Origin of the sequence: Actinoallomurus purpureus (assembly GCF_024055795.1) — a bacterium.
Taxonomy (GTDB): Bacteria; Actinomycetota; Actinomycetes; order Streptosporangiales; family Streptosporangiaceae; genus Actinoallomurus; species Actinoallomurus purpureus.
In genome coordinates this window covers 294745-315807 of sequence record NZ_JAMXMY010000002.1, presented here as the reverse complement: position 1 = coordinate 315807, position 21063 = coordinate 294745, and the positions used below count along the sequence as shown (strand labels likewise).

At 68.6% G+C, this 21063-nt stretch carries 13 protein-coding genes; all 13 read right to left on the bottom strand.

What is annotated here, in order from left to right; all coding sequences use genetic code 11:
• Positions 1–34: 34 nt before the first annotated feature.
• Positions 35–2095 (bottom strand): elongation factor G, encoded by a 2061-nt coding sequence (gene fusA / locus NE236_RS06100; protein WP_372494262.1) that lies wholly within the window; start codon positions 2093–2095, stop codon positions 35–37.
• 93 nt (positions 2096–2188) lie between these two features.
• Entirely contained in the window at positions 2189–2659 is a 471-nt protein-coding gene (gene rpsG / locus NE236_RS06095) for a 30S ribosomal protein S7 (protein WP_252840816.1), read from the bottom strand.
• A gap of 1 nt (position 2660) precedes the next feature.
• Entirely contained in the window at positions 2661–3035 is a 375-nt protein-coding gene (gene rpsL, locus NE236_RS06090) for a 30S ribosomal protein S12 (protein WP_019632621.1), read from the bottom strand.
• A gap of 458 nt (positions 3036–3493) precedes the next feature.
• Positions 3494–5713, bottom strand: coding sequence for a hypothetical protein (locus tag NE236_RS06085; RefSeq protein ID WP_252841165.1), 2220 nt, complete (start codon positions 5711–5713; stop codon positions 3494–3496).
• A 278-nt stretch (positions 5714–5991) separates the two neighbouring features.
• Positions 5992–9867 (bottom strand): DNA-directed RNA polymerase subunit beta', encoded by a 3876-nt coding sequence (locus tag NE236_RS06080; RefSeq protein WP_252840814.1) that lies wholly within the window; start codon positions 9865–9867, stop codon positions 5992–5994.
• 136 nt (positions 9868–10003) lie between these two features.
• The gene (gene rpoB / locus NE236_RS06075) at positions 10004–13471 is read right to left on the bottom strand and encodes a DNA-directed RNA polymerase subunit beta (RefSeq protein WP_252840812.1); all 3468 of its coding nucleotides are present in this window, start codon (positions 13469–13471) and stop codon (positions 10004–10006) included.
• A gap of 357 nt (positions 13472–13828) precedes the next feature.
• The gene (locus NE236_RS06070) at positions 13829–14443 is read right to left on the bottom strand and encodes a hypothetical protein (protein ID WP_252840811.1); all 615 of its coding nucleotides are present in this window, start codon (positions 14441–14443) and stop codon (positions 13829–13831) included.
• Positions 14440–14964 (bottom strand): Rv1363c family protein, encoded by a 525-nt coding sequence (locus NE236_RS06065; protein WP_252840810.1) that lies wholly within the window; start codon positions 14962–14964, stop codon positions 14440–14442. The genes NE236_RS06070 and NE236_RS06065 overlap by 4 nt, the downstream gene beginning before the upstream one ends.
• Positions 14928–16364 carry an MCE family protein gene (locus NE236_RS06060; protein ID WP_252840809.1) on the bottom strand — a complete coding sequence of 479 codons (1437 nt, stop codon included), beginning with the start codon at positions 16362–16364 and terminating at the stop codon, positions 14928–14930. Before NE236_RS06060 ends, NE236_RS06065 begins: the two co-directional genes overlap by 37 nt.
• Entirely contained in the window at positions 16361–17614 is a 1254-nt protein-coding gene (locus tag NE236_RS06055) for an MCE family protein (protein WP_252840807.1), read from the bottom strand. Before NE236_RS06055 ends, NE236_RS06060 begins: the two co-directional genes overlap by 4 nt.
• A gap of 40 nt (positions 17615–17654) precedes the next feature.
• Positions 17655–18701 carry an MCE family protein gene (locus NE236_RS06050; protein ID WP_252840806.1) on the bottom strand — a complete coding sequence of 349 codons (1047 nt, stop codon included), beginning with the start codon at positions 18699–18701 and terminating at the stop codon, positions 17655–17657.
• A gap of 36 nt (positions 18702–18737) precedes the next feature.
• Positions 18738–19757, bottom strand: coding sequence for an MCE family protein (locus NE236_RS06045; RefSeq protein WP_252840805.1), 1020 nt, complete (start codon positions 19755–19757; stop codon positions 18738–18740).
• Positions 19754–21061 (bottom strand): MCE family protein, encoded by a 1308-nt coding sequence (locus NE236_RS06040; RefSeq protein WP_252840803.1) that lies wholly within the window; start codon positions 21059–21061, stop codon positions 19754–19756. Before NE236_RS06040 ends, NE236_RS06045 begins: the two co-directional genes overlap by 4 nt.
• Positions 21062–21063 lie beyond the last annotated feature (2 nt).

Below are 21063 nucleotides of genomic sequence, written 5' to 3'. Positions count from 1 at the left end.
TTGCTTCAGTGGTTGGTCTGGTGCCGCGGTGCGGTTATTCGCCCCGCGCCTTGGCGATGATCTCCTGCGCGACGTTCCCCGGAACCTCGGCGTAGGAGTCGAACTGCATGGTGAACACAGCCCGGCCCTGGGTCTTGCTGCGCAGGTCACCCACGTAGCCGAACATCTCCGACAGGGGAACGATCGCCTTGATGACGCGGACGCCGTGACGCTCGCCCATCTCCTGGATCTGGCCGCGCCGGCCGTTCAGGTCGCCGATGACGTCGCCCATGTAGTCGTCGGGCGTGGTCACCTCGACGGCCATCATCGGCTCCAGCAGCGCCGGGTCGGCCTTGCGGGCCGCCTCCTTGAACGCCATGGAACCGGCGATCTTGAACGCCAGCTCCGAGGAGTCGACGTCATGGTAGGCACCGTCCTGCAGCGTCACCTTGACGCCGACGAGCGGGTAGCCGGCGAGCACGCCGAACTCGGCCGCCTCCTGGCAACCCGCGTCCACCGACGGGATGTACTCCCGGGGGATGCGGCCACCGGTGACCTTGTTCTCGAACTCGTAGCCGTCGCTACCGCCGCCGAGGGGCTCCAGGTCGATGATCACGCGACCGAACTGGCCCGAGCCACCCGTCTGCTTCTTGTGGGTGTACTCGACCTTCTCCACCTTGCGGCGGATGGTCTCGCGGTAGGCGACCTGCGGCCGGCCGACGTTGGCCTCGACCTTGAACTCGCGCTTCATGCGGTCGACCAGCACCTCGAGGTGCAGCTCGCCCATGCCCGCGATGATCGTCTGGCCGGTCTCCTCGTCGGTCCGCACCTGGAAGGACGGGTCCTCCTCGGCGAGCCGCTGGATCGCGGTGCCCAGCTTCTGCTGGTCGGCCTTTGTCTTCGGCTCGATCGCCACGTTGATCACCGGCGCCGGGAAGGTCATCGACTCCAGGATCACCGGCTTCTTGTCGTCGCAGAGCGTCTCGCCGGTGGTGGTCTGCTTCAGACCCATCACCGCGACGATGTCGCCCGCGCCCACGCGGTCGATCTCCTCACGCTTGTTCGCGTGCATGCGGTAGATCTTGCCGATGCGCTCCTTGCGGTCCTTCACGCTGTTCAGGACCGAGGAACCGGCCTCCAGCACGCCCGAGTAGACGCGGATGAAGGTCAGCTTGCCGAGGTGCGGGTCGCTCATGATCTTGAACGCCAGCGCCGAGAACGGCTCGTCCTCGCTCGGCTTGCGCTCGATGACCTTCTCTTCGTCGCGGTAGTCGTGGCCCTTGATGGACTCGACGTCGAGCGGCGAGGGAAGGTAGTTGACGATCGCGTCGAGCAGCGGCTGAACGCCCTTGTTCTTGAACGCGGTGCCACAGGTGACCGGGGTGAGCTTGCCGGCGATCGTGGCCCGGCGGATGGCCGGGATCAGCTGCTCCGTCGTGGGCTCGTCACCCTCGAGGTACAGCTCCATGATCTCGTCGTCGGCCTCGGCGAGCGTCTCGACCAGCTTGTCGTGCCACTCGCGGGCGGCATCGACGTGCGTGTCAGGGATGTCGAGAACGTCGTACATCTCGCCCTTGGCCGCCTCGGCGCTCCACACCAGGGCCTTCATGCGGACCAGGTCGACGACGCCCTTGAAGTCGGCCTCGGCGCCGATCGGGATCTGCAGCACCAGCGGAGTGGCGTGCAGGCGATCGACGATCATGTCGACGCAGCGGTGGAACTCCGCGCCGACGCGGTCGAGCTTGTTGACGAAGCACATCCGCGGCACGTTATAACGGTCGGCCTGACGCCACACCGTCTCGGACTGCGGCTCGACCCCGGCGACGCCGTCGAAGACCGCCACCGCACCGTCGAGCACCCGCAGGTTGCGCTCCACCTCGACGGTGAAGTCCACGTGACCGGGCGTGTCGATGATGTTGATGGTGTGGTCGACGTCGTCGACCGACCAGTGAACGGTCGTCGCGGCAGACGTGATCGTGATGCCGCGCTCCTGCTCCTGCTCCATCCAGTCCATGGTGGCCGCGCCCTCATGGACTTCACCGATCTTGTAGTTGACACCGGTGTAGTACAGGATCCGCTCAGTGGTGGTGGTCTTGCCCGCGTCGATATGGGCCATGATCCCGATGTTCCGGACCCTGGCCAGGTCTACGCCGGTCTGAGTAGCCACTTCTCGCGTCCTCGTTTGTCTCGTACGACTAGGTGCTGGGCGTTACCAGCGGTAATGCGCGAAGGCCTTGTTGGACTCCGCCATCTTGTGGGTGTCCTCGCGCTTCTTCACGCTTGCGCCGAGGCCGTTGCTCGCGTCGAGCAGCTCGTTCATCAGCCGCTCGGTCATCGTCTTCTCGCGGCGCTGCCGGGCGTACAGCACGAGCCAGCGCAGCGCCAGCGTGGTGCTGCGGGACGGGCGTACCTCGACCGGCACCTGGTAGGTGGCGCCACCGACACGCCGGCTGCGGACCTCGAGGGTCGGCTTCACGTTGTCCAGTGCGCGCTTCAGCGTGACGACCGGGTCGTTGCCCGTCTTCTCGCGGCAACCCTCGAGTGCGTCGTACACGATGCTCTGCGCGATCGACCGCTTACCGTCGAGCAGGACCTTGTTGACCAGCGAGGTGACCAGCGGTGAGTTGAACACCGGGTCAGCGATCAACTGGCGCTTGCCTGCGGGACCCTTGCGAGGCATGTCAGCTCTTCTCCTTCTTCGCGCCGTAGCGGCTGCGCGCCTGCTTCCGGTTCCGGACACCCTGGGTGTCGAGCGACCCCCGGATGATCTTGTACCGAACACCGGGGAGGTCCTTCACACGGCCACCGCGCACGAGCACGATCGAGTGCTCCTGCAGGTTGTGTCCGACACCGGGGATATAGGCCGTGACCTCGATCCCGCTGGTCAGCCGGACACGGGCGACCTTACGAAGCGCCGAGTTGGGCTTCTTGGGCGTCGTCGTGTAGACGCGCGTGCAGACACCACGGCGCTGCGGGCTCCCCTTGAGCGCCGGGGTCTTGTTCTTGGTCACCTTGTCCTGGCGGCCCTTGCGGACCAGCTGCTGGATCGTGGGCACCGCGTCTCCGTCTTCCTCGTACCGAACCGGTAAGTCCTGGTTGGTTGCCGCGCTTGCGCGCGGCCACAGATCTCGAACCACTTACGCGGCCAGGACCTGCACTTTTCTTCTCGTCCCCCACCCCCGTGGTCGGGCGTGTCGCGCCTGCCACATCGTCGCCGGCCCGCAATGGGCCGGACGAACTCGGGGGAGTCGAACCCGTACCGCACACCGACCAGACTCGCCACCGCAAGGGTGGCCGCCGAGACCGGCTGCGCGCGCACGCTGAACCCGCGAACCCGCGGGCACGAAGGGAGAGACTACCTAACACCCGCGTGCGAGGTCAAAACAAGCCCCGCCACGCCGAAAATCGGGGGGGACGTTCGCTGTGAGAAACGCCAGAATGCCGACGGATGTTCCCGTCGGCATTCTGTCCTACCCGTCCGCGCGGGGAAAGAGGCGGCCTCGAACGCCCGACCTCACAGGGACATGAACAGCACGATGATCAGGATGACCAGCACTACCGCGCCCACGCCCAGCGCGATGAAGAGCTTGCGCTTCGAGTCGTCGCCGGAGGAGGACTGCGCCTGGCCGTAGCCGGGGAAACCGCCCTCCTGGCCGAAGGACTGCTGGCCGCCGTACGGCGACGGCTGCTGCTGGCCATAACCCTGCTGCTGACCGAAGCCCTGCTGACCGGACTGCTGCTGACCGTAACCCTGCTGCTGACCGTAGCCCTGCTGGCCGTACGGCTGCTGACCCTGGCCGTGCTGCCCGTAGCCCTGCTGACCCTGGCCCTGCTGGCCGTACGGCTGCTGACCCTGGCCCTGCTGGCCCTGCTGGCCCTGCTGACCCTGGCCCTGCTCGCCGAACGGCTGCTGCTGGCCGTAACCCTGCTGCTGTCCGTAGGCGGGCTGGCCGTACCCCTGCTGCGGGTAGCCCTGCGGCGGCCCCTGCCGCTCACCGGACCCCTGCGGGCCGGTCTGCTGCGGGCCACCGCCCGGCTCCCCGGACGGCGCGGCCCAGGGCTGCGGACCCGACTCGCCCACCGGCTGCCCGCCGTACGGCGCGTGCTCCCCGGTCGAGGACGGAGACGACGGCCGGCCGAAGGCGGTGGTGCTGACGCCGTCCACGTCGGGCGCCGCCCCGGCGGGCTTGTCGGCGCCGTAAGGAGGGGGTTCCTCGTCGACGCGGCTCCGCTCCGCGAAGCCGGCCTCCGGAGGCGGCACGAGCATCGTTCGCTCCGCGCCGCCGTTCTCGCCATCGCCCCGGTCGTCCCCCGGCAGCGGCTCGCTCGACGCGGGCTCGCCGGAAAAGGGCGCGCCGAACGCTGGAACGTCACCCGGCGGTGCGCCGAAGGCCGGGATGTCGCCCGTCCGCGACGACTGCTCGCCCCCGGACGGCCCCGTCTCCAGTGGCCGGTCCAGCATCGTGGAGGGCGGCTGGGGCTGGTCGGTGCCGCCGGACGCCGGCGACGGCGCCCCGAAAGACGACGGAGGCAGGTGCTCGCCCGTCGCTCCTTCTCCCTCAGAGGCCCGGAAGGCCGTGGTCGCCGGCGCGCCGAAACCGCCCTCGGCTGACGGTGCCGGGCGTTCACCGGTCGGCTCCGACGGGGGAACGACCGAGGTGCGCTCGCCCTCGTCCTCGTCCGTGCCCGGCGAGGGGGCCGACGGCGCACCCTCCGAGCCGACGCTCCCGCCCGGCTCGCCGAACGCCGGAGGCGTCGCAGGGCCGCCCAAGGGCTGACCGTGGGGCTGGGAGTACCCAGGCTGGCCGTACGGCCCCTGGTCGCCGTAGGAGGGCTGCTGCGGGTCATTCTGCTCGCCCGGCCGGCCGTACGAGGACGGCCCCGTGGGCGGCTGCCCGTAAGGCTGCTGACCGTAGGGCGATGCGGGGGGCTGACCGTACGGCGAACCGGGCTGCTCGCCCGGCTGACCGTACGGAGAGCCCGGCTGCTGACCCTGCTGACCCTGCTGACCGTACGACGGCGCGGACTGCTCGCTCCCCTGGCCGTACGGAGAGCCCGGCTGACCGTACGGCGAACCGGGCTGCTCACCCGGCCGGCCGTAGGGCTGCTGACCGTACGGCGGCGGCGTGCCCGGCTGGCCGTACGGCGGCTGACCGTAGGAAGCCTGGCCGTAGGGCGGGGGCGTGCCCGGCTGGCCGTACGGCGGCTGGTCCTCCGGGCGTCCGCCGTACGGCGGCCCGCCGGCGGGCGGCTGCTGGCCGTACGGGGGCGGAGGAGGCTGCTCCCCCGGCGTGCCGTACGGAGGCTGACCATAGGAGGGCTGACCGTAGGCCGGCGGCGTGCCCGGCTGACCGTACGGCGGTGGAGGCGGCGGTGCTCCGGGCGTTCCGTACGGGGGTGGCGAGCCCGGCGGGCCGTACGGCTGCCCGGGCGCGCCGTAGGGCGGCGGCGCCTGCTCGCCGGCGGCGGATTCCGTCCCGGCCGCACCGGACCCGGCCGCGTCGCCCTCGGCGGGCGCGGGCGGAGTGATGGGGCGGCGCGGGGCACCGAACATGACGGTGCGGCCCGACTCGAGGACGTCCTCGGACAGCCCCTCGGGCACCGGCGGCGCCGGCTCCTTCGGCTCCTCCGGGCCGCCCGGTGCGGCACCCTTGTCGCTGTCGGGCGACTCGGATGATCCTTGCTGGTCAGGCGGTGGCCAGTGAGATCCCTGGCCGCCGTTCTGCTCGGTCATCGTCGGACTCCTTCAGCGCCGGCTCCGCGGGCGACTCGCCTCCGGCGGGCCGGCCGCATGACATCACTGGAAGGCCTGTGTCGAATCACGGCCCTCCCGGTCCGGGCGTCGGCCCCCAGTCGGTGTGTCCTCCGCTGGTTCACCGGACCAGACTGCCCTGGTCACCGGCATGACCGCAAATCACCGTCCTCGCCCACGGTCGTGGTGAAACGGCGAGGGGCCGCCTCCGGAACACCCGGAGACGGCCCCTGGCCTGCGTTCCGCCCTACAACGATCGGCTATCGGTTGTACTGACCGAAGTCGTACTCCTCCAGCGGCACGGCCTCGCCGGAGCCCTGGCCGAAGGCGTACTCGGCGCCCTCGTCGTAGGACCCGACGGAGTACACCGCGGCCTTGGCCTCCTCGGTCGGCTCGACCCGGATGTTGCGGTACTGCGGCATGCCGGTACCGGCCGGGATGAGCTTTCCGATGATGACGTTCTCCTTCAGGCCGACCAGCGGGTCGGACTTGGCGTGGATCGCCGCGTCCGTGAGGACCCGCGTCGTCTCCTGGAAGGAGGCCGCCGACAGCCAGGACTCGGTGGCCAGCGACGCCTTGGTGATGCCCATCAGCTGCGGACGGCCGACCGCGGGCTGACCGCCCTCGGCGACGACGGAGCGGTTGAGCTCCTCGAACCGCGGCCGCTCGACGAGCTCGACGCCCGGCAGCATGTCGGTGTCGCCGGACTCCAGCACCTGGACCCGCTTCAGCATCTGCCGAACGATGATCTCGATGTGCTTGTCGTGGATCGACACACCCTGCGACCGGTAGACCTCCTGCACCTGGTCGACCAGGTGCAGCTGGACCGCGCGCGGGCCGAGGATGCGCAGCACCTCGTGCGGGTTGATCGCACCCTGGATGAGCTGCTGGCCGACGTCGACGCGGTCGCCGTCCTTGACCTGCAGCCGCGACCGCATCGGCACCGGGTAGGCGATCTCCTCGCTACCGTCGTCCGGGATGACCACGATCTTGCGGGTCTTCTCGGTCTCGTCGATGCGGACCCGCCCGGCGACCTCGCTGATCGGGGCGACGCCCTTGGGGACGCGCGCCTCGAACAGCTCCTGGACACGCGGCAGACCGTGCGTGATGTCCAGACCGGCCACACCACCGGTGTGGAAGGTCCGCATGGTCAGCTGGGTGCCGGGCTCGCCGATCGACTGGGCGGCGATGATGCCGACCGCCTCGCCGACGTCCACGAGCTTGCCGGTGGCCAGCGAGCGACCGTAGCACCTCGCACAGACACCGATCTTGGACTCGCAGACCAGCGCGCTCCGGAAGCGGACGATCTCGACCCCGGCCTCGATGAGGCGGGTGAGAATGACGTCGTTGACGTCGGTGCCGGCCCTGAACAGGACGGTGCCGTCGACCTCGATGTCGTCGGCGAGGTTCCGCCCGACGAGGCTGTTCTCGGAGTTCGCGATCTTGATCAGGGTGCCGTCGGCACCCCGGGTCGCGATCGCGAACTTGATCGTACGGTCGGTGCCGCAGTCGTCCTCGCGGACGATCACGTCCTGCGCGACGTCCACCAGACGACGGGTCAGGTAACCCGAGTCGGCGGTACGCAGGGCGGTGTCGGCCAGACCCTTACGGGCGCCGTGCGTGGCGATGAAGTACTCGACCACGGACAGGCCCTCGCGGAAGGACGACTTGATCGGCCGCGGGATGGTCTCACCCTTGGGGTTGGAGACCAGACCACGCATACCGGCGATCTGCCGGAGCTGCAGCGGGTTACCGCGCGCACCGGAGTTGATCATCATCCAGATCGGGTTGGTGGCGGGGAAGGCCGCCTCCATGTCCTTGGCGACGTCGGCCGTGGCGTGGGTCCAGATCTCGATGAGCTCCTGACGGCGCTCGTCGTCAGTGATCAGACCGCGGTCGTACTCACGCTGGACCTTGTCGGCCCGCTGCTCGTACGACGCCATGATCTCCGCCTTGTTCGGCGGGGCGATGACGTCGTCGATCGCGATGGTCACGCCGGACCGGGTGGCCCACCGGAAGCCGGTGTCCTTCAGCGCGTCCAGCGCGTTCGCGACATCGACCTTCGGGTAGGTCTCGGCCAGCTCGTTGACGATCACCGACAGCTGCTTCTTGCCGACCTCGTAGTTGACGAACGGGAAGTCCGGCGGCAGCGCCTCGTTGAACAGCGCCCGGCCGAGCGTCGTCTCGAGGCGGATCGGCTGACCGGCCTCCCAGCCCTCGGGAGCCGTCCAGCCGCGCGGCGGCGGGACGTCCTTGAGCCGGACCTGGATCTTGGACTGGATGTTCAGGTCGCCCCGGTCGTAGGCCATGATCGCCTCAGAGAGGCTGGAGAACGCGCGGCCTTCGCCCTCGGCGCCCTCCTTCTCCGTGGTCAGCCAGAACAGGCCGATGACCATGTCCTGCGTCGGCATGGTGACCGGCTTGCCGTCCGACGGCTTGAGGATGTTGTTGGTCGAGAGCATCAGGATGCGCGCCTCGGCCTGGGCCTCGGCCGACAGCGGCAGGTGCACGGCCATCTGGTCACCGTCGAAGTCCGCGTTGAACGCGGTGCAGACGAGCGGGTGGATCTGGATGGCCTTGCCCTCGACCAGCTGCGGCTCGAAGGCCTGGATGCCCAGGCGGTGCAGCGTCGGCGCTCGGTTCAGCAGCACCGGGTGCTCGGTGATGACCTCTTCCAGCACGTCCCACACGGCCGGGCGGGCCCGCTCGACCATGCGCTTGGCGCTCTTGATGTTCTGCGCGTGGTTGAGGTCGACCAGCCGCTTCATCACGAACGGCTTGAACAGCTCCAGCGCCATCTGCTTGGGCAGACCGCACTGGTGCAGCCGCAGCTGCGGGCCGACGACGATCACGGAACGGCCGGAGTAGTCGACGCGCTTGCCGAGCAGGTTCTGACGGAACCGGCCCTGCTTGCCCTTGAGCATGTCGGACAGCGACTTGAGCGGACGGTTGCCCGGCCCGGTGACGGGCCGGCCGCGGCGGCCGTTGTCGAACAGCGCGTCGACGGCCTCCTGCAGCATCCGCTTCTCGTTGTTGACGATGATCTCGGGCGCGCCGAGGTCGAGCAGCCTCTTCAGCCGGTTGTTCCGGTTGATGACGCGGCGGTACAGGTCGTTGAGGTCGCTCGTGGCGAACCGGCCACCGTCGAGCTGCACCATCGGGCGCAGGTCCGGCGGGATGACCGGGATGCAGTCGAGCACCATGCCCCGCGGGCTGTTGCGGGTGTTGAGGAACGCCGAGACGACCTTGAGGCGCTTGAGAGCACGGGCCTTCTTCTGGCCCTTGCCGCTGCGGATGGTCTCCCGCAGCCGCTCGGACTCCGCGTCGAGGTCGAAGCTCTCCAGGCGCTTCTGGATCGCCGCGGCGCCCATGCCGCCCTGGAAGTAGCGGCCGAAGCGGTCGCGCATCTCGCGGTAGAGCAGCTCGTCGCCCTCAAGGTCCTGGACCTTGAGGTTGCGGAAGCGGTTCCAGACCTCGTCGAGCCGGTCGAGCTCACGCTGCGCCCGGTCGCGAAGCTGCTTCATCTCCCGCTCGGCGCCCTCACGCACCTTGCGACGCTGGTCGCCCTTGGCCCCGGCGGCCTCGAGCTCCGCGAGGTCGCCCTCGAGCTTCTTCTGCCGGGCCTCGATGTCGGCGTCGCGGCGCTGCTCGATCTGCTGCCGCTCCACGGAGATCTTGGCTTCCAGCGACGGCAGGTCGCGCTCACGCATCTCGGCGTCGACATGTGTGATCATGTACGCCGCGAAGTAAATAATCTTCTCGAGGTCCTTGGGCGCCAGGTCGAGCAGGTAGCCCAGCCGGCTCGGCACACCCTTGAAGTACCAGATGTGCGTCACGGGCGCGGCCAGCTCGATGTGGCCCATCCGCTCGCGCCGAACCTTGGCGCGGGTCACCTCGACGCCGCAGCGCTCACAGATGATGCCCTTGAAGCGGACGCGCTTGTACTTACCGCAGTAGCATTCCCAGTCGCGGGTCGGACCGAAGATCTTCTCGCAGAAGAGCCCGTCCTTCTCCGGCTTGAGAGTCCGGTAGTTGATCGTCTCCGGCTTCTTGACCTCACCGTGCGACCACTGCCGGATGTCGTCAGCCGTGGCCAGGCCGATCCGGAGCTCGTCGAAGAAGTTGACGTCGAGCACTTTGTTAACCAGTCCCCTGTTGTCGTATGCCGATTCCGAGGTCGGATCCGCCGTGGCGCTCACTTCGGGAGCGACCGGCAGGGCGATGTCCGCCCTGACGGCCGCTCACGTCGTGCACGCCTCGGCTCACCGATCCTCAGACCTCTTCGACACTGCTCGGCTCGCGCCGGGACAGGTCGATGCCGAGCTCTTCCGCAGCACGGAAGACGTCCTCGTCGGTGTCACGCATCTCGATGGACATGCCGTCGCTGGAGAGCACCTCGACGTTGAGGCACAGCGACTGCATCTCCTTGATCAGCACCTTGAAGGACTCAGGGATGCCCGGCTCAGGGATGTTCTCGCCCTTGACGATGGCCTCGTACACCTTGACGCGGCCGAGGACGTCGTCGGACTTGATCGTGAGCAGCTCCTGGAGGGCATAGGCGGCGCCGTACGCCTCCAGCGCCCAGACCTCCATCTCACCGAAGCGCTGGCCACCGAACTGGGCCTTACCGCCGAGCGGCTGCTGGGTGATCATGGAGTACGGGCCGGTCGAACGCGCGTGGATCTTGTCGTCGACCAGGTGGAGCAGCTTCAGAATGTAGATGTAACCGACCGCGATCGGGTCCTTGAAGGGCTCACCGGTGCGGCCGTCGAACATCCGCGCCTTGCCGGTCTTCTGCACCATGCGCTGGCCGTCGCGGTTCGGCATGGTGCTGTCGAGCAGCTCGGTGATCTCTTCCTCGCGAGCACCGTCGAACACCGGCGTCGCGACGTTGGTGCCCGGGTCGGCGGCGTCCGCGCCGATCGCCTTCAACTGGCGCTTCCACTCGGCGTCGTCCCCGTCGACCTTCCAGCCTCGGCTGGCCACCCACCCGAGGTGGGTCTCCAGCACCTGGCCGACGTTCATCCGGCCCGGCACGCCGAGCGGGTTGAGGACGATGTCGACCGGGGTGCCGTCCTCCAGGAACGGCATGTCCTCGATCGGCAGCACCTTGGAGATGACGCCCTTGTTGCCGTGACGGCCGGCGAGCTTGTCACCATCGGTGATCTTGCGCTTCTGGGCGACGTACACCCGGACCAGCTCGTTCACGCCCGGCGGGAGCTCGTCGCCCTCTTCCCGGCTGAACACGCGGACCCCGATGACCTTGCCCTCTTCGCCGTGCGGCACCTTCAGGGAGGTGTCGCGGACCTCGCGGGCCTTCTCGCCGAAGATCGCGCGCAGCAGGCGCTCCTCCGGAGTCAGCTCGGTCTCGCCCTTGGGCGTGACCTTGCCGACCAGGATGTCGCCCGTGGTGACCTCGGCGCCGATGCGGATGATGCCGCGCTCGTCCAGGTCGGACAGGACCTCTTCGGAGACGTTCGGGATGTCCCGGGTGATCTCCTCCGGACCCAGCTTGGTGTCACGGGCGTCGACCTCGTGCTCCTCGATGTGGATCGAGGACAGGACGTCGTCCTGCACCAGACGCTGGGAGAGGATGATCGCGTCTTCGTAGTTGTGGCCCTCCCACGGCATGAACGCCACGAGGAGGTTCTTGCCGAGCGCCATCTCGCCGTTGTCGGTGCAGGGACCGTCGGCGACGACGGTGCCGACCTCGACCCGCTGCCCCTCGTACACGATGGGCTTCTGGTTGAAGCAGGTGCCCTGGTTCGACCGCTTGAACTTGGCGACACGGTAGGTCGTGCGCGTGCCGTCGTCGTTCATCACGGTGATGTAGTCGGCCGAGACCTCCTCGACGACACCCGCCTTCTCGGCGGTGATGACGTCGCCGGCGTCGGTTGCCGCGCGGTACTCCATGCCGGTGCCGACCAGCGGCGCCTCGCTGCGCAGCAGCGGGACGGACTGGCGCTGCATGTTGGAGCCCATGAGCGCGCGGTTCGCGTCGTCGTGCTCGAGGAACGGGATCATGGCCGTCGCGACGGACACCATCTGGCGCGGCGAGACGTCCATGTAGTCGACCTCGGACGGCGGGATGAACTCGACCTCGCCGCCCTTCCGGCGGACCAGGACGCGGTTCTCCGTGAAGTTGCCGTCGTCCTCGAGCGGCGTGTTCGCCTGCGCGACGACGTGCCGGTCCTCCTCGTCCGCCGTCAGGTAGTCGATCTGGTCGATGACCCGACCGTCGACGACCTTGCGGTACGGCGTCTCGATGAAGCCGAAGGAGTTGACCCGCCCGTAGGAGCTCAGCGAGCCGATCAGACCGATGTTCGGGCCTTCCGGCGTCTCGATCGGGCACATGCGGCCGTAGTGCGACGGGTGGACGTCACGGACCTCCATGCCGGCGCGCTCACGGGACAGACCGCCGGGGCCCAGCGCGTTCAGGCGACGCTTGTGCGTCAGACCCGCGAGCGGGTTGGTCTGGTCCATGAACTGCGACAGCTGCGAGGTGCCGAAGAACTCCTTGATCGACGCCACGACCGGGCGGATGTTGATCAGGGTCTGCGGGGTGATCGCCTCGACGTCCTGCGTGGTCATGCGCTCGCGGACGACGCGCTCCATGCGGGCCAGGCCCAGGCGGACCTGGTTCTGGATGAGCTCGCCGACTGAGCGGATACGACGGTTGCCGAAGTGGTCGATGTCGTCGACCTCGACGGGGACCTCACGGCCGGCCGGCGCCATCTGCTCCTCGCCGGCGTGCAGCCGCACGAGGTAGTCGATGGTGGTGACGATGTCGTCCTCGGTCAGCGTGCCCTGGCTGAGCCCCAGGTCAAGGCCGAGCTTCTTGTTGACCTTGTAGCGGCCGACCTTGGCGAGGTCGTAGCGCTTCGGGTTGAAGTAGAGATTCTCCAGCAGCGTCTGCGCGGACTCCTTCGTCGGAGGCTCGCCCGGACGCAGCTTGCGGTAGATGTCGAGCAGGGCGTCGTCCTGCCCGGTCGTGTGGTCCTTCTCGAGGGTGATCCGCATCGACTCGTAGTCGCCCCAGCGCTCGAGGATGCGGGCGTCGTTCCACCCGAGTGCCTTGAGCAGCACGGTCACGCTCTGCTTGCGCTTGCGGTCGATACGAACGCCGACGTTGTCACGCTTGTCGACCTCGAACTCGAGCCACGCACCGCGCGACGGGATCACCTTGCAGCCGAAGATGTCCTTGTCGGACGTCTTGTCCAGGGCCCGGTCGAAGTAGACGCCGGACGAACGGACGAGCTGTGAGACGACGACACGCTCGGTGCCGTTGATGATGAAAGTGCCTCGCGGGGTCATGAGCGGGAAGTCGCCCATGAACACCGTCTGGCTCTTGATCTCCCCCGTGGAGTTGTTGATGAACTCCGCCGTGACGAACATCGGGGCGGAGAAGGTCATGTCCTTGTCTTTGCACTCCTCGACGGAGTACTTCGGCGGCTCGAACCGGTGATCGCGGAACGAGAGGGACATGGTGCCGGAGAAGTCTTCGATCGGACTGATCTCTTCGAAGATCTCCTCGAGTCCCGACTGAGTCGGGACATCCTTACGACCGGCCTGCTGGGCCGCAGTGACCCGGGCCTTCCACCTCTCGTTACCGAGCAACCAGTCAAAGGACTCGGTCTGCAGCGCGAGGAGGTCCGGAACTTCCAGAGGCTCCTTGATACGCGCGAAAGAAACGCGGTTCGGACCGGTTGCGGTAGTCGAGGCGTTGCGCGAGGCTGCCAAGAGTGGTCCTTCCGAGGGCTCGCGGCGGGACTGACGACGCGCACGCCAGACGATCCACGTCGAATGAACCCCGCCAAAACGGGGGTGCCGATGTGTGGATAGTCAGAGGGCAGCGCAAAGGGGCAGTGTAGCCGATTGCTACACCGCTGTCGAGCGCGCTGCCACGGTATGCATCACAGTTGCTCCGCAGCATCGCTCGTCAGCGGCCCCACGTCAAGACTAGACATGGACATTCCGCCCCCTGAGCGAGGGTGAGGAAGCCCATAGTTTACGGGGAAGCGGGCACCTCTCCGTCCGCGCGCCGGCCGGCCGCCGCACCCGCGCGCGGCGACGTCGCAGCTCGCGTGCCGATCATCGTCACTTGGAGGCGGACGGGGTCGGCGTCGGGGTCGCGCCGGAAGAGGCCGGAGGCGGCGTCGTCATCCGCGGCCCGTCGATCAGCCACCTCTTACCGATCTTCTTCATCTGCAGGCGCGGCCACGAGGTGTCGACCTGTGGCTCCTTGTGCGCGGCGTTCACCGAGATCATCTTCACGAAGAGGAGCACCTCGACGTGGTCGGCCGCCGCCTGCGTCACCCCCGCCACCTGGATCTGGGTCAGCGCCTGGGTCTGGCTCTTCTCCACCGACGGCCGGAAGATCTTCCAGTACTCGGTGTAGGACTTCGCCATCGCGGGGGTCATCTCGGACTTCGCCTTGCCCAGGTCGTAGTCCAGCGTCCGGTAGTTGTACGACAGCAGGTCCTTGGCGGCGGACTGCGCGGCGGCCAGCCCGTCCTCACGGGCGTGCTGGACCGCGTCGTCCTCGGCCTTCTGGTGCCAGAGGAACAGGCAGCCGACGGCGACGACGAGCACCGCGCAGGCGAGGACGGCCAGCGGGACCGTGGCCGGCGACCGCCGCGCCGCTGCGTCCGCCGCCGTCTCCTCGGCGGGGGTCTCGGCCGACGTGCCCTTGCGTCTGGTGAGCGCGGTCATTGCAGCCCTCCCATCCCGGAGACCCGCCAGTGGCCACCGACCTTGGTGAGCTGCACCTGGGCGCTCTGCCACGACGAGGTCGCCGCCTTGACCTGCGTCGACTGCGCGGTCCGACGGACGGTGACGATGACCTCGGCCGACGTGGCCCGGATGTCGATGACGCCGGAGGCGGACACCGCCGCGCTGGAGACCAGCTTGTTGTTCACGACGGTCTGCTTCCAGCTCGTGCCCAGCTGCTGGACGGCCTGCGTCTTGAACTTGTCGGCGAGGTCGGCGTACACCCGCTGGGCGTCCTGGTCGAAGCTCTGGTAACTGATCGAGTAGAAGTTGGTGACGACCCGGCGGGCGACGGTCTGCACCGTGTCGATGTCGGCTCTGCGGGTGTCGGCGGCGTACGTCTTGTCGGCGAGGTAGCCCACCGGCACCAGGAGGGCGACGAGAAGGACCCCCAGCAGCGCGAGCGTCACCCCCAGGCGGCGGCCGCTCAGCCCACGATCGGGCTGAGCAGAAGCGTCTGCCATGAAGCGTCTCCCGTCAGTTGACTCACCTTGCCCAGGCGGTATCGCTTGCCGTCGGGTCCCACGTACACGCGGGTCCGGGGATCGTAACCGCTGACGAACAGCGTCTGCAGCCCGGAAGAGGCCGTCTGCCCGGTGCCGGAGTCCCCCGTCGAGGAACCGCCGCTCCCCGCCGACCGCCCCGTCGCCGAGGCCTGCTTCGCCTTGTCCCCGCCGTCGCCGGAGCCGGTGCCGCCGGACGTCTCGTACGGGAATCCGGCCCCGGAGGTCGCGCCGGCGGGCAGCTTCGGATAGGGCCCCGCCGGAGGCGCGTTCCGGGAGCCGCGTACGGCCGTCGTGGCGCCCGAGGGCGCCTTGCAGGAGGCGTTCGGGTTGATGGTCGCGGGCCGGGTGTCCTGGGGGTAGCGCACCCGGGTGCCCCCGTACCCCTTGGTGCAGACGGGCGGCTGGTTGAAGTTGAGCTCCAGGCCGAAGTGCACCGTGCCGTCGCCGGGGGTGACGCTGAAGGCGCCCCCGACGATGAGCGGGTAGGTGGCCAGCAACGTCCGCAGCTGCGTCGTGCGCGAGGTCAGGACCTGCCCGATCACCGAGCCGTTGGCGAGCAGGGTCGGCAGGGTCGGCTGGAGGCGGTCCAGCAGGTCGGTGCCCTGGTCGAGGGCGCCCGGCGTGACGTTCAGGAACTTGCGGACGTCGGGGTCGTCGCGCTTGAGTTCGGCGGTCAGCGACGCGAGATTGTGGGAGAACTCACGGAAGACCGACCCCTCGTCGACCTGGGTGTCGAGGACCGTACGCCCGTTGTTGAGCAGCGCGATCGTCTCGGGGTAGGTGTCGTTCAGCGCGGCCAGGATCTTCTGGTTCGAGTCGATGAGCGACTGCAGGTCCGGCCCGGTGCCCGACAGGCCCTTGTCGAGCTCGTCGATGACGGTTCCGAGGTCCTTGGGGTCCACGGTGCGCACGAGCGCGTCGATGTTGTGCAGCAGCTCGTACGTCTGGACGGGCAGGTGGGTGTGGTCGCGCGGGATGACGTCGCCGCTCTTCAGCGACGGGCCGTTCCCGGCCGGGCGCAGGTCGACGTACTGCTCGCCGACGCCGGACCGGTTGAGGACGTAGGCCTGCACGTCGTTGTCGGGCACCTTGCGGTCGCGGTTGATGCGCAGCTCGACGCGGACGCCGTCCTTCGTCAGGTGCAGCGGCCCGACGCGGCCGACCGTGACCCCGCGATAGGTGACCTCGGCGTTGGTGAAGATGCCGCCGGAGTCGGCCATGTCGACGTACACGCGGTACCGCAGGTCGAGGACGGTCTGGCCGAGGCCGATGATGTTCACGAGGGTGTAGGCCATGGTCAGGACCGTGATGATCGCGAAGATCGTCAGCTGGATCTTGACGCCGCGTTTGATGATCATGCGGTGCCTCCGCTCAGCAGGGCGCCCAGGTCGTCACCCGGCGCGCCGCCCCGCATTCCCAGGGGCGGCAGGATGCCGCCGCCGTCGCCCTGCTGGGAGCCGCCGGAGCCGCCCTGCTGCGAGCCGCCCGTGCCGCCCTGCGGGAGCACGCCCAGCGGGTTGTCGGGCACGCTCGTCCGGGGTGCCGGCAGGGACGCCTGCAGCTTGTCCGCGGTCTTGGCCGCCGTGTCGAGCGCCGTGCCCGCCAGGAAGTTGTGCGAGATGTTGCCCACGTCGAGGTCCAGGGTGGCGAACAGGTTGCCGTAGTCGCCCTTGAGGGCCTGGGAGACCGTCTGCGGGAAGGGGAACGTGAACAGGCCGCCCAGGACCTTCGGGATGACGCTGCTGGCCTTGTCGGTGTTGGCCAGCACGACCTGCAGGGACTTCAGGTTCGCCACCGTGTCGTCGTGCGACCGGTTGATCACCCGGGTGGCCACGGTCCCGAGCTTGTCCATGTTGACGAGGAGCTTGGTCAGATCCTGCCGCTGCTCGGCGAGGATCTTCACGGCCGGGCCGGTGCTGTCGATCGTGTCGGCGATCGTCTGGTTGTGCCGGGCGAGCGTGGCGGCCAGCCGGTCGACCTTGTCGATCGTCGTGACGATCTGGGCCTTCTGCCGGTCGAGGGTGCCGACGAACGTGTTGACGCGGTCGAGCAGGTCGCGCATCTGCGTGGTGCGGCCCTGCATGGCGGCGTTGAGCTCATGGTTGATCGTGGAGACCTGCTCGAGGCCGCCGCCGGTGATGAGCATGGACATCGCCGACAGCACCTCCTCCACCTCGGTGTTGCGGGAGGTGCGCTCGAGTGGGATCTCCGCGCCCTGCGCCAGTTTCCCCTGCGGCGCCTGCCCCTGCGGCGCGGACAGCGCCACGAACTTCTCGCCGAGGAGGCTGGTCTGAGAGACCGTGGCGGCCGCGTTGGCCGGCAGGTCGACCGTGCCGCGGAGCCGGCAGGTGACCTCGGCCCGCCAGTTCACCAGGCGGATCCTGGTGACCTTGCCGACCGGGACGTCGTTGACACGGCACTGCGACTGCGGCACCAGGTCGAGGACGTTCGAGAAGACGATCTTCACGTCGTACGCGTCGGAGCCGGTGTCGATGCCGCCGGGGAGCGGCATGTTCGACACGCCTCGGAACGAACAGCCCGAGACCGCCGCGGTGAGCGTGAGCGCCGCCACGAGAATCCGCGTGCCCCTGGCCGCTCCGCGGCGCACGGGCCGCTCCGATCGAGACACCTCGTACGTACCTCTCATCTCACCCACGACCCGTGCCGGGCGTGGTCGTACCGCTGGGCGCGCGCTTCCCGGACCCGCTCCGGTGGTCGTCGATCGGCGGCTGGGCCGGCCCGATCGCGACCGGGAGCGGGATGAGGTTCTGCAGGTAGCCGTCGAACCACCGGCCCTGGGCGGTCGCGTCCGCCGAGACGGTGACGAAGGGCCCCAGCGTTTTGAGCGACTTGTCGATGTTGCCCTGGTTGCGCCGCAGGATGTCCAGGACGCGGTGCAGCTGGCGCATCGCGGGGTTCAGCGTGGCGCGGTTCTCCTCGATCGCCCCGGTGATCTGGTTCGAGAGGCTGACCGTGCCGGACAGCAGCGAGGTGATCACCTGGCGCCGGTCGTTGAGCTCCTGCAGCAGCAGCCCGCCTCCGGAGACGAGCTGGGCGAGGTCGCCGCTGCGGTCGGCGAGCAGGCCCGTGAGGCTGCGGGTGTGGCCGAGCAGGCTGCTCAGCTCGTCGTCGCGGGAGGAGATCGCGTGGGAGATCTTCCGCAGCCCGCTCAGCGTCCGGCGTACGTTGTCCGGGGAGTACTTCAGTGTCTGGTCCAGGGTGTCGAGCGCCTTCGCCAGCTGCGGGACGTCGATCTTCTGCAGCTGTCCCGAGAGGTCCTGCAGGGCGGGCACGACCTCGTACGACGGGGCGGTGCGCGACGTGGGGATCTCCGTGTGCGGCGACTGGCGGCGGTCGCCCCTCGGCTGGACCTCGAGGTAGTGCGCGCCCAGGAGCGTCGAGATCTTGATCCGGACCTGGGACTGCGTGCCGAAGCGGACGTGGGAGCCGGCGCTGAAGGCGACCCTGACGTGGTCGCCCTCCAGCTTGACGCTCCTGACCTTGCCGACCTTGACGCCGGCGATGCGCACCTCTTCGTTGGGCTTGAGCCCGCTGGCCTCGGTGAACGCCGCGTGATAGACCGTGCCGCCCTGGAAGATCGTCAGATTGAACGCGCCGAACACGAGCAGGGCCACCGACGACATGCCGACGATGCCCATCATCAGGGGGTCACGGTCACGGAAGGAGACTCTCACCGCCGCGCTCCCCTCGTCGCTGCCTCGATCACCTGATCACCTCTTGCACCGGGCGTTCTCGTTCAGGATCTGCGGAGTGTTGAAGGAGACCTGGCCGGGCAGCCTGATGCGCGCGTCCAGGCTGCACAGGTAGAAGTTGAACCAGGAGCCGTACGACGCCGCCCGGTCCAGCAACATGAAGTTGGTCGGCATCGTGGCGAACGCCTTGTCCAGCTGGCCGCCGTTGTTCGCCAGCACCTTCGACAGGTGGCCGAGCGAGGCGATGTCGGCCTTGACCGACGGGCGTACGTCGGTGAGCAGGCCGTTCGTGGTGTAGATCAGCTGGTTGACGCTCACGAGCGACTCGCCGATCGCGTGGCGGTCGGCGGACAGCCCGGACACGAGGCTCTTGAGGTTGGTGATGAGCGCGGAGACCTCCTGGTCGCGCGAGTCGATGGTGGCGACGACCTTGTCGAGGTTCTCGATGACCCGGCCGATGACCTCGTCGCGGTTGCCGAGGGTCTCGGTCAGGGAGGCGACGTGCGCGAGGAGCCCGTTCACCGTGCCGCCCTCACCCTGCAGCACCTGGATGATCTGGTACGTGAGCTGGTTGACGTCCTGCGGCTTGATCGCCCGCAGCAGCGGCCGGAAGCCGTTGAACAGCGCGGTCAGATCCAACGCCGGCTGGGTCTGCTCCTTGGGGATCGTGCCGCCCGTCGGTAGCTCGCCGCCCTGCCCGGAGCCCTCGGTGAGGGAGACGTAGCGCTGGCCCATCAGGTTGCGATACCGCAGCTGGGCCTGGGTGCTGCGGGGCAGGGTCTGGCCCTTGAGGACCGAGATCGTGACCTTGGCCAGGTGCCCCTGGTAGAGCTTGATGCCGTCGACCTGCCCGACGCGCACGCCCGCGATCCGGACCTCGTCGCCGGAGTTGAGGCCGGCCGCGTCGGTGAAGACCAGGTGGTACTTCCGGCTCGCCACGAACTGCGTGTTGGAGATGGTGATCGCGAGCACCGCCGTGGCGAGCGTCGCGATGACCGCGAAGATCAGCAGCTTGACCACTGCCGAGGTCGTCTTCACCTGACGGTCACCACCATTCCGTTGGCGGCCGGCTTGTACAACAGTGAGGCGAGGTCGGAGACCTGGTCGGCCCTGGTGCCCATGGCGGGCCCGAGCAGGCCCTTGAGCAGCGTGTCATCGTCCGTCGATCCGCCCGGCTTGACCAGGACGCTGGACAGGGACCGGCCCGCGCCGCCGGCCCACCACTGGTCGTCCTCGGTTCCGTCGAGGAGCTGGTACTGCGGGAACGGCACCTTGGGGTTCGGCAGCCCGTAGCACCGCGGATTGCGGTGGTCCTTGAACTCCGGACGGTCCAGGACGGGCTTGTACCCGGGCCGTGGCTTGACGAGCTCGAGGGTGACGTGCACGCCCGGCTGCCGGCCGCCCATCGCGTCGACCAGGCGGGGCGTCAGCTTGGCCATGCCCTGCAGGACGCACGGCACGCCCGGGGAGTACTTGGCCAGCAGCGCGAGCGACTGCCTGTTGGCGATCATCGCGCCGACCAGGCGTGGCTCGTTGTCGGAGGCGAACTCCGTCGCCTGTCCGGTCAGGTTGATGCCCTTGTCGAGAGCCGCCACGAGCTGGGGCTCCTTGTCGACGATCGTGCGGTTCGTCGTCTGGAGGTTCTGCATGATCGAGATCAGGTCGGGCGCCGCCCCGTTGAGGTTGTCGCTGACGACGGCGAGCTGCCGCAGGTCGTGCACGATGGTGGGCAGGTGCGGGTTGAGCCGCTTGAGGTAGTCGTCGGCGCCGACGAGCATCTGCCCGATCTCGTCGCCCCGGCCCTGCAACGCGGTGGCCAGGGCGTTCAGTGTGGCGTTGAGCTTGGCCGGCTCGACCTCGTCCAGCAGCGGCATGACGTCGTCGAGGACCTGGGTGACCTCCACCGCGGTGGTCGAGCGGTCCTGCGGGATGACGTCGCCGTTCTTCAGGTGAGGGCCGCCGACCGTGCCCGCCGGGGGGACGATGTCCACGAACTTCTCACCGAACACCGTCTTGGGCAGCATCCGGGCCGAGGAGTTCTGCGGGATGAGCTGCGCCTTGCCCGGGTCGAGCGCCAGGTCGATCGCCGCGCCCTTCGGCGTCTGGCGGATCTTCCTGACCTCTCCGACGATCAGGCCGCGGACCTTCACGTCGGAGTGCGGGACGAGCTGCAGGCCGGCACGGTCGCTGTCGACGGTGACGTGGTAGACGGGCGTGAACGCCTTGTTGTACTGCGCGATCATCAGGACGACCAGCAGTGTCACGACGATCACGAACGCCAGCCCGTACAGGCGGTAGCGCAACCGCTCGGACCATGAGCCGAAGGGCGGGGTGTAACTCACGA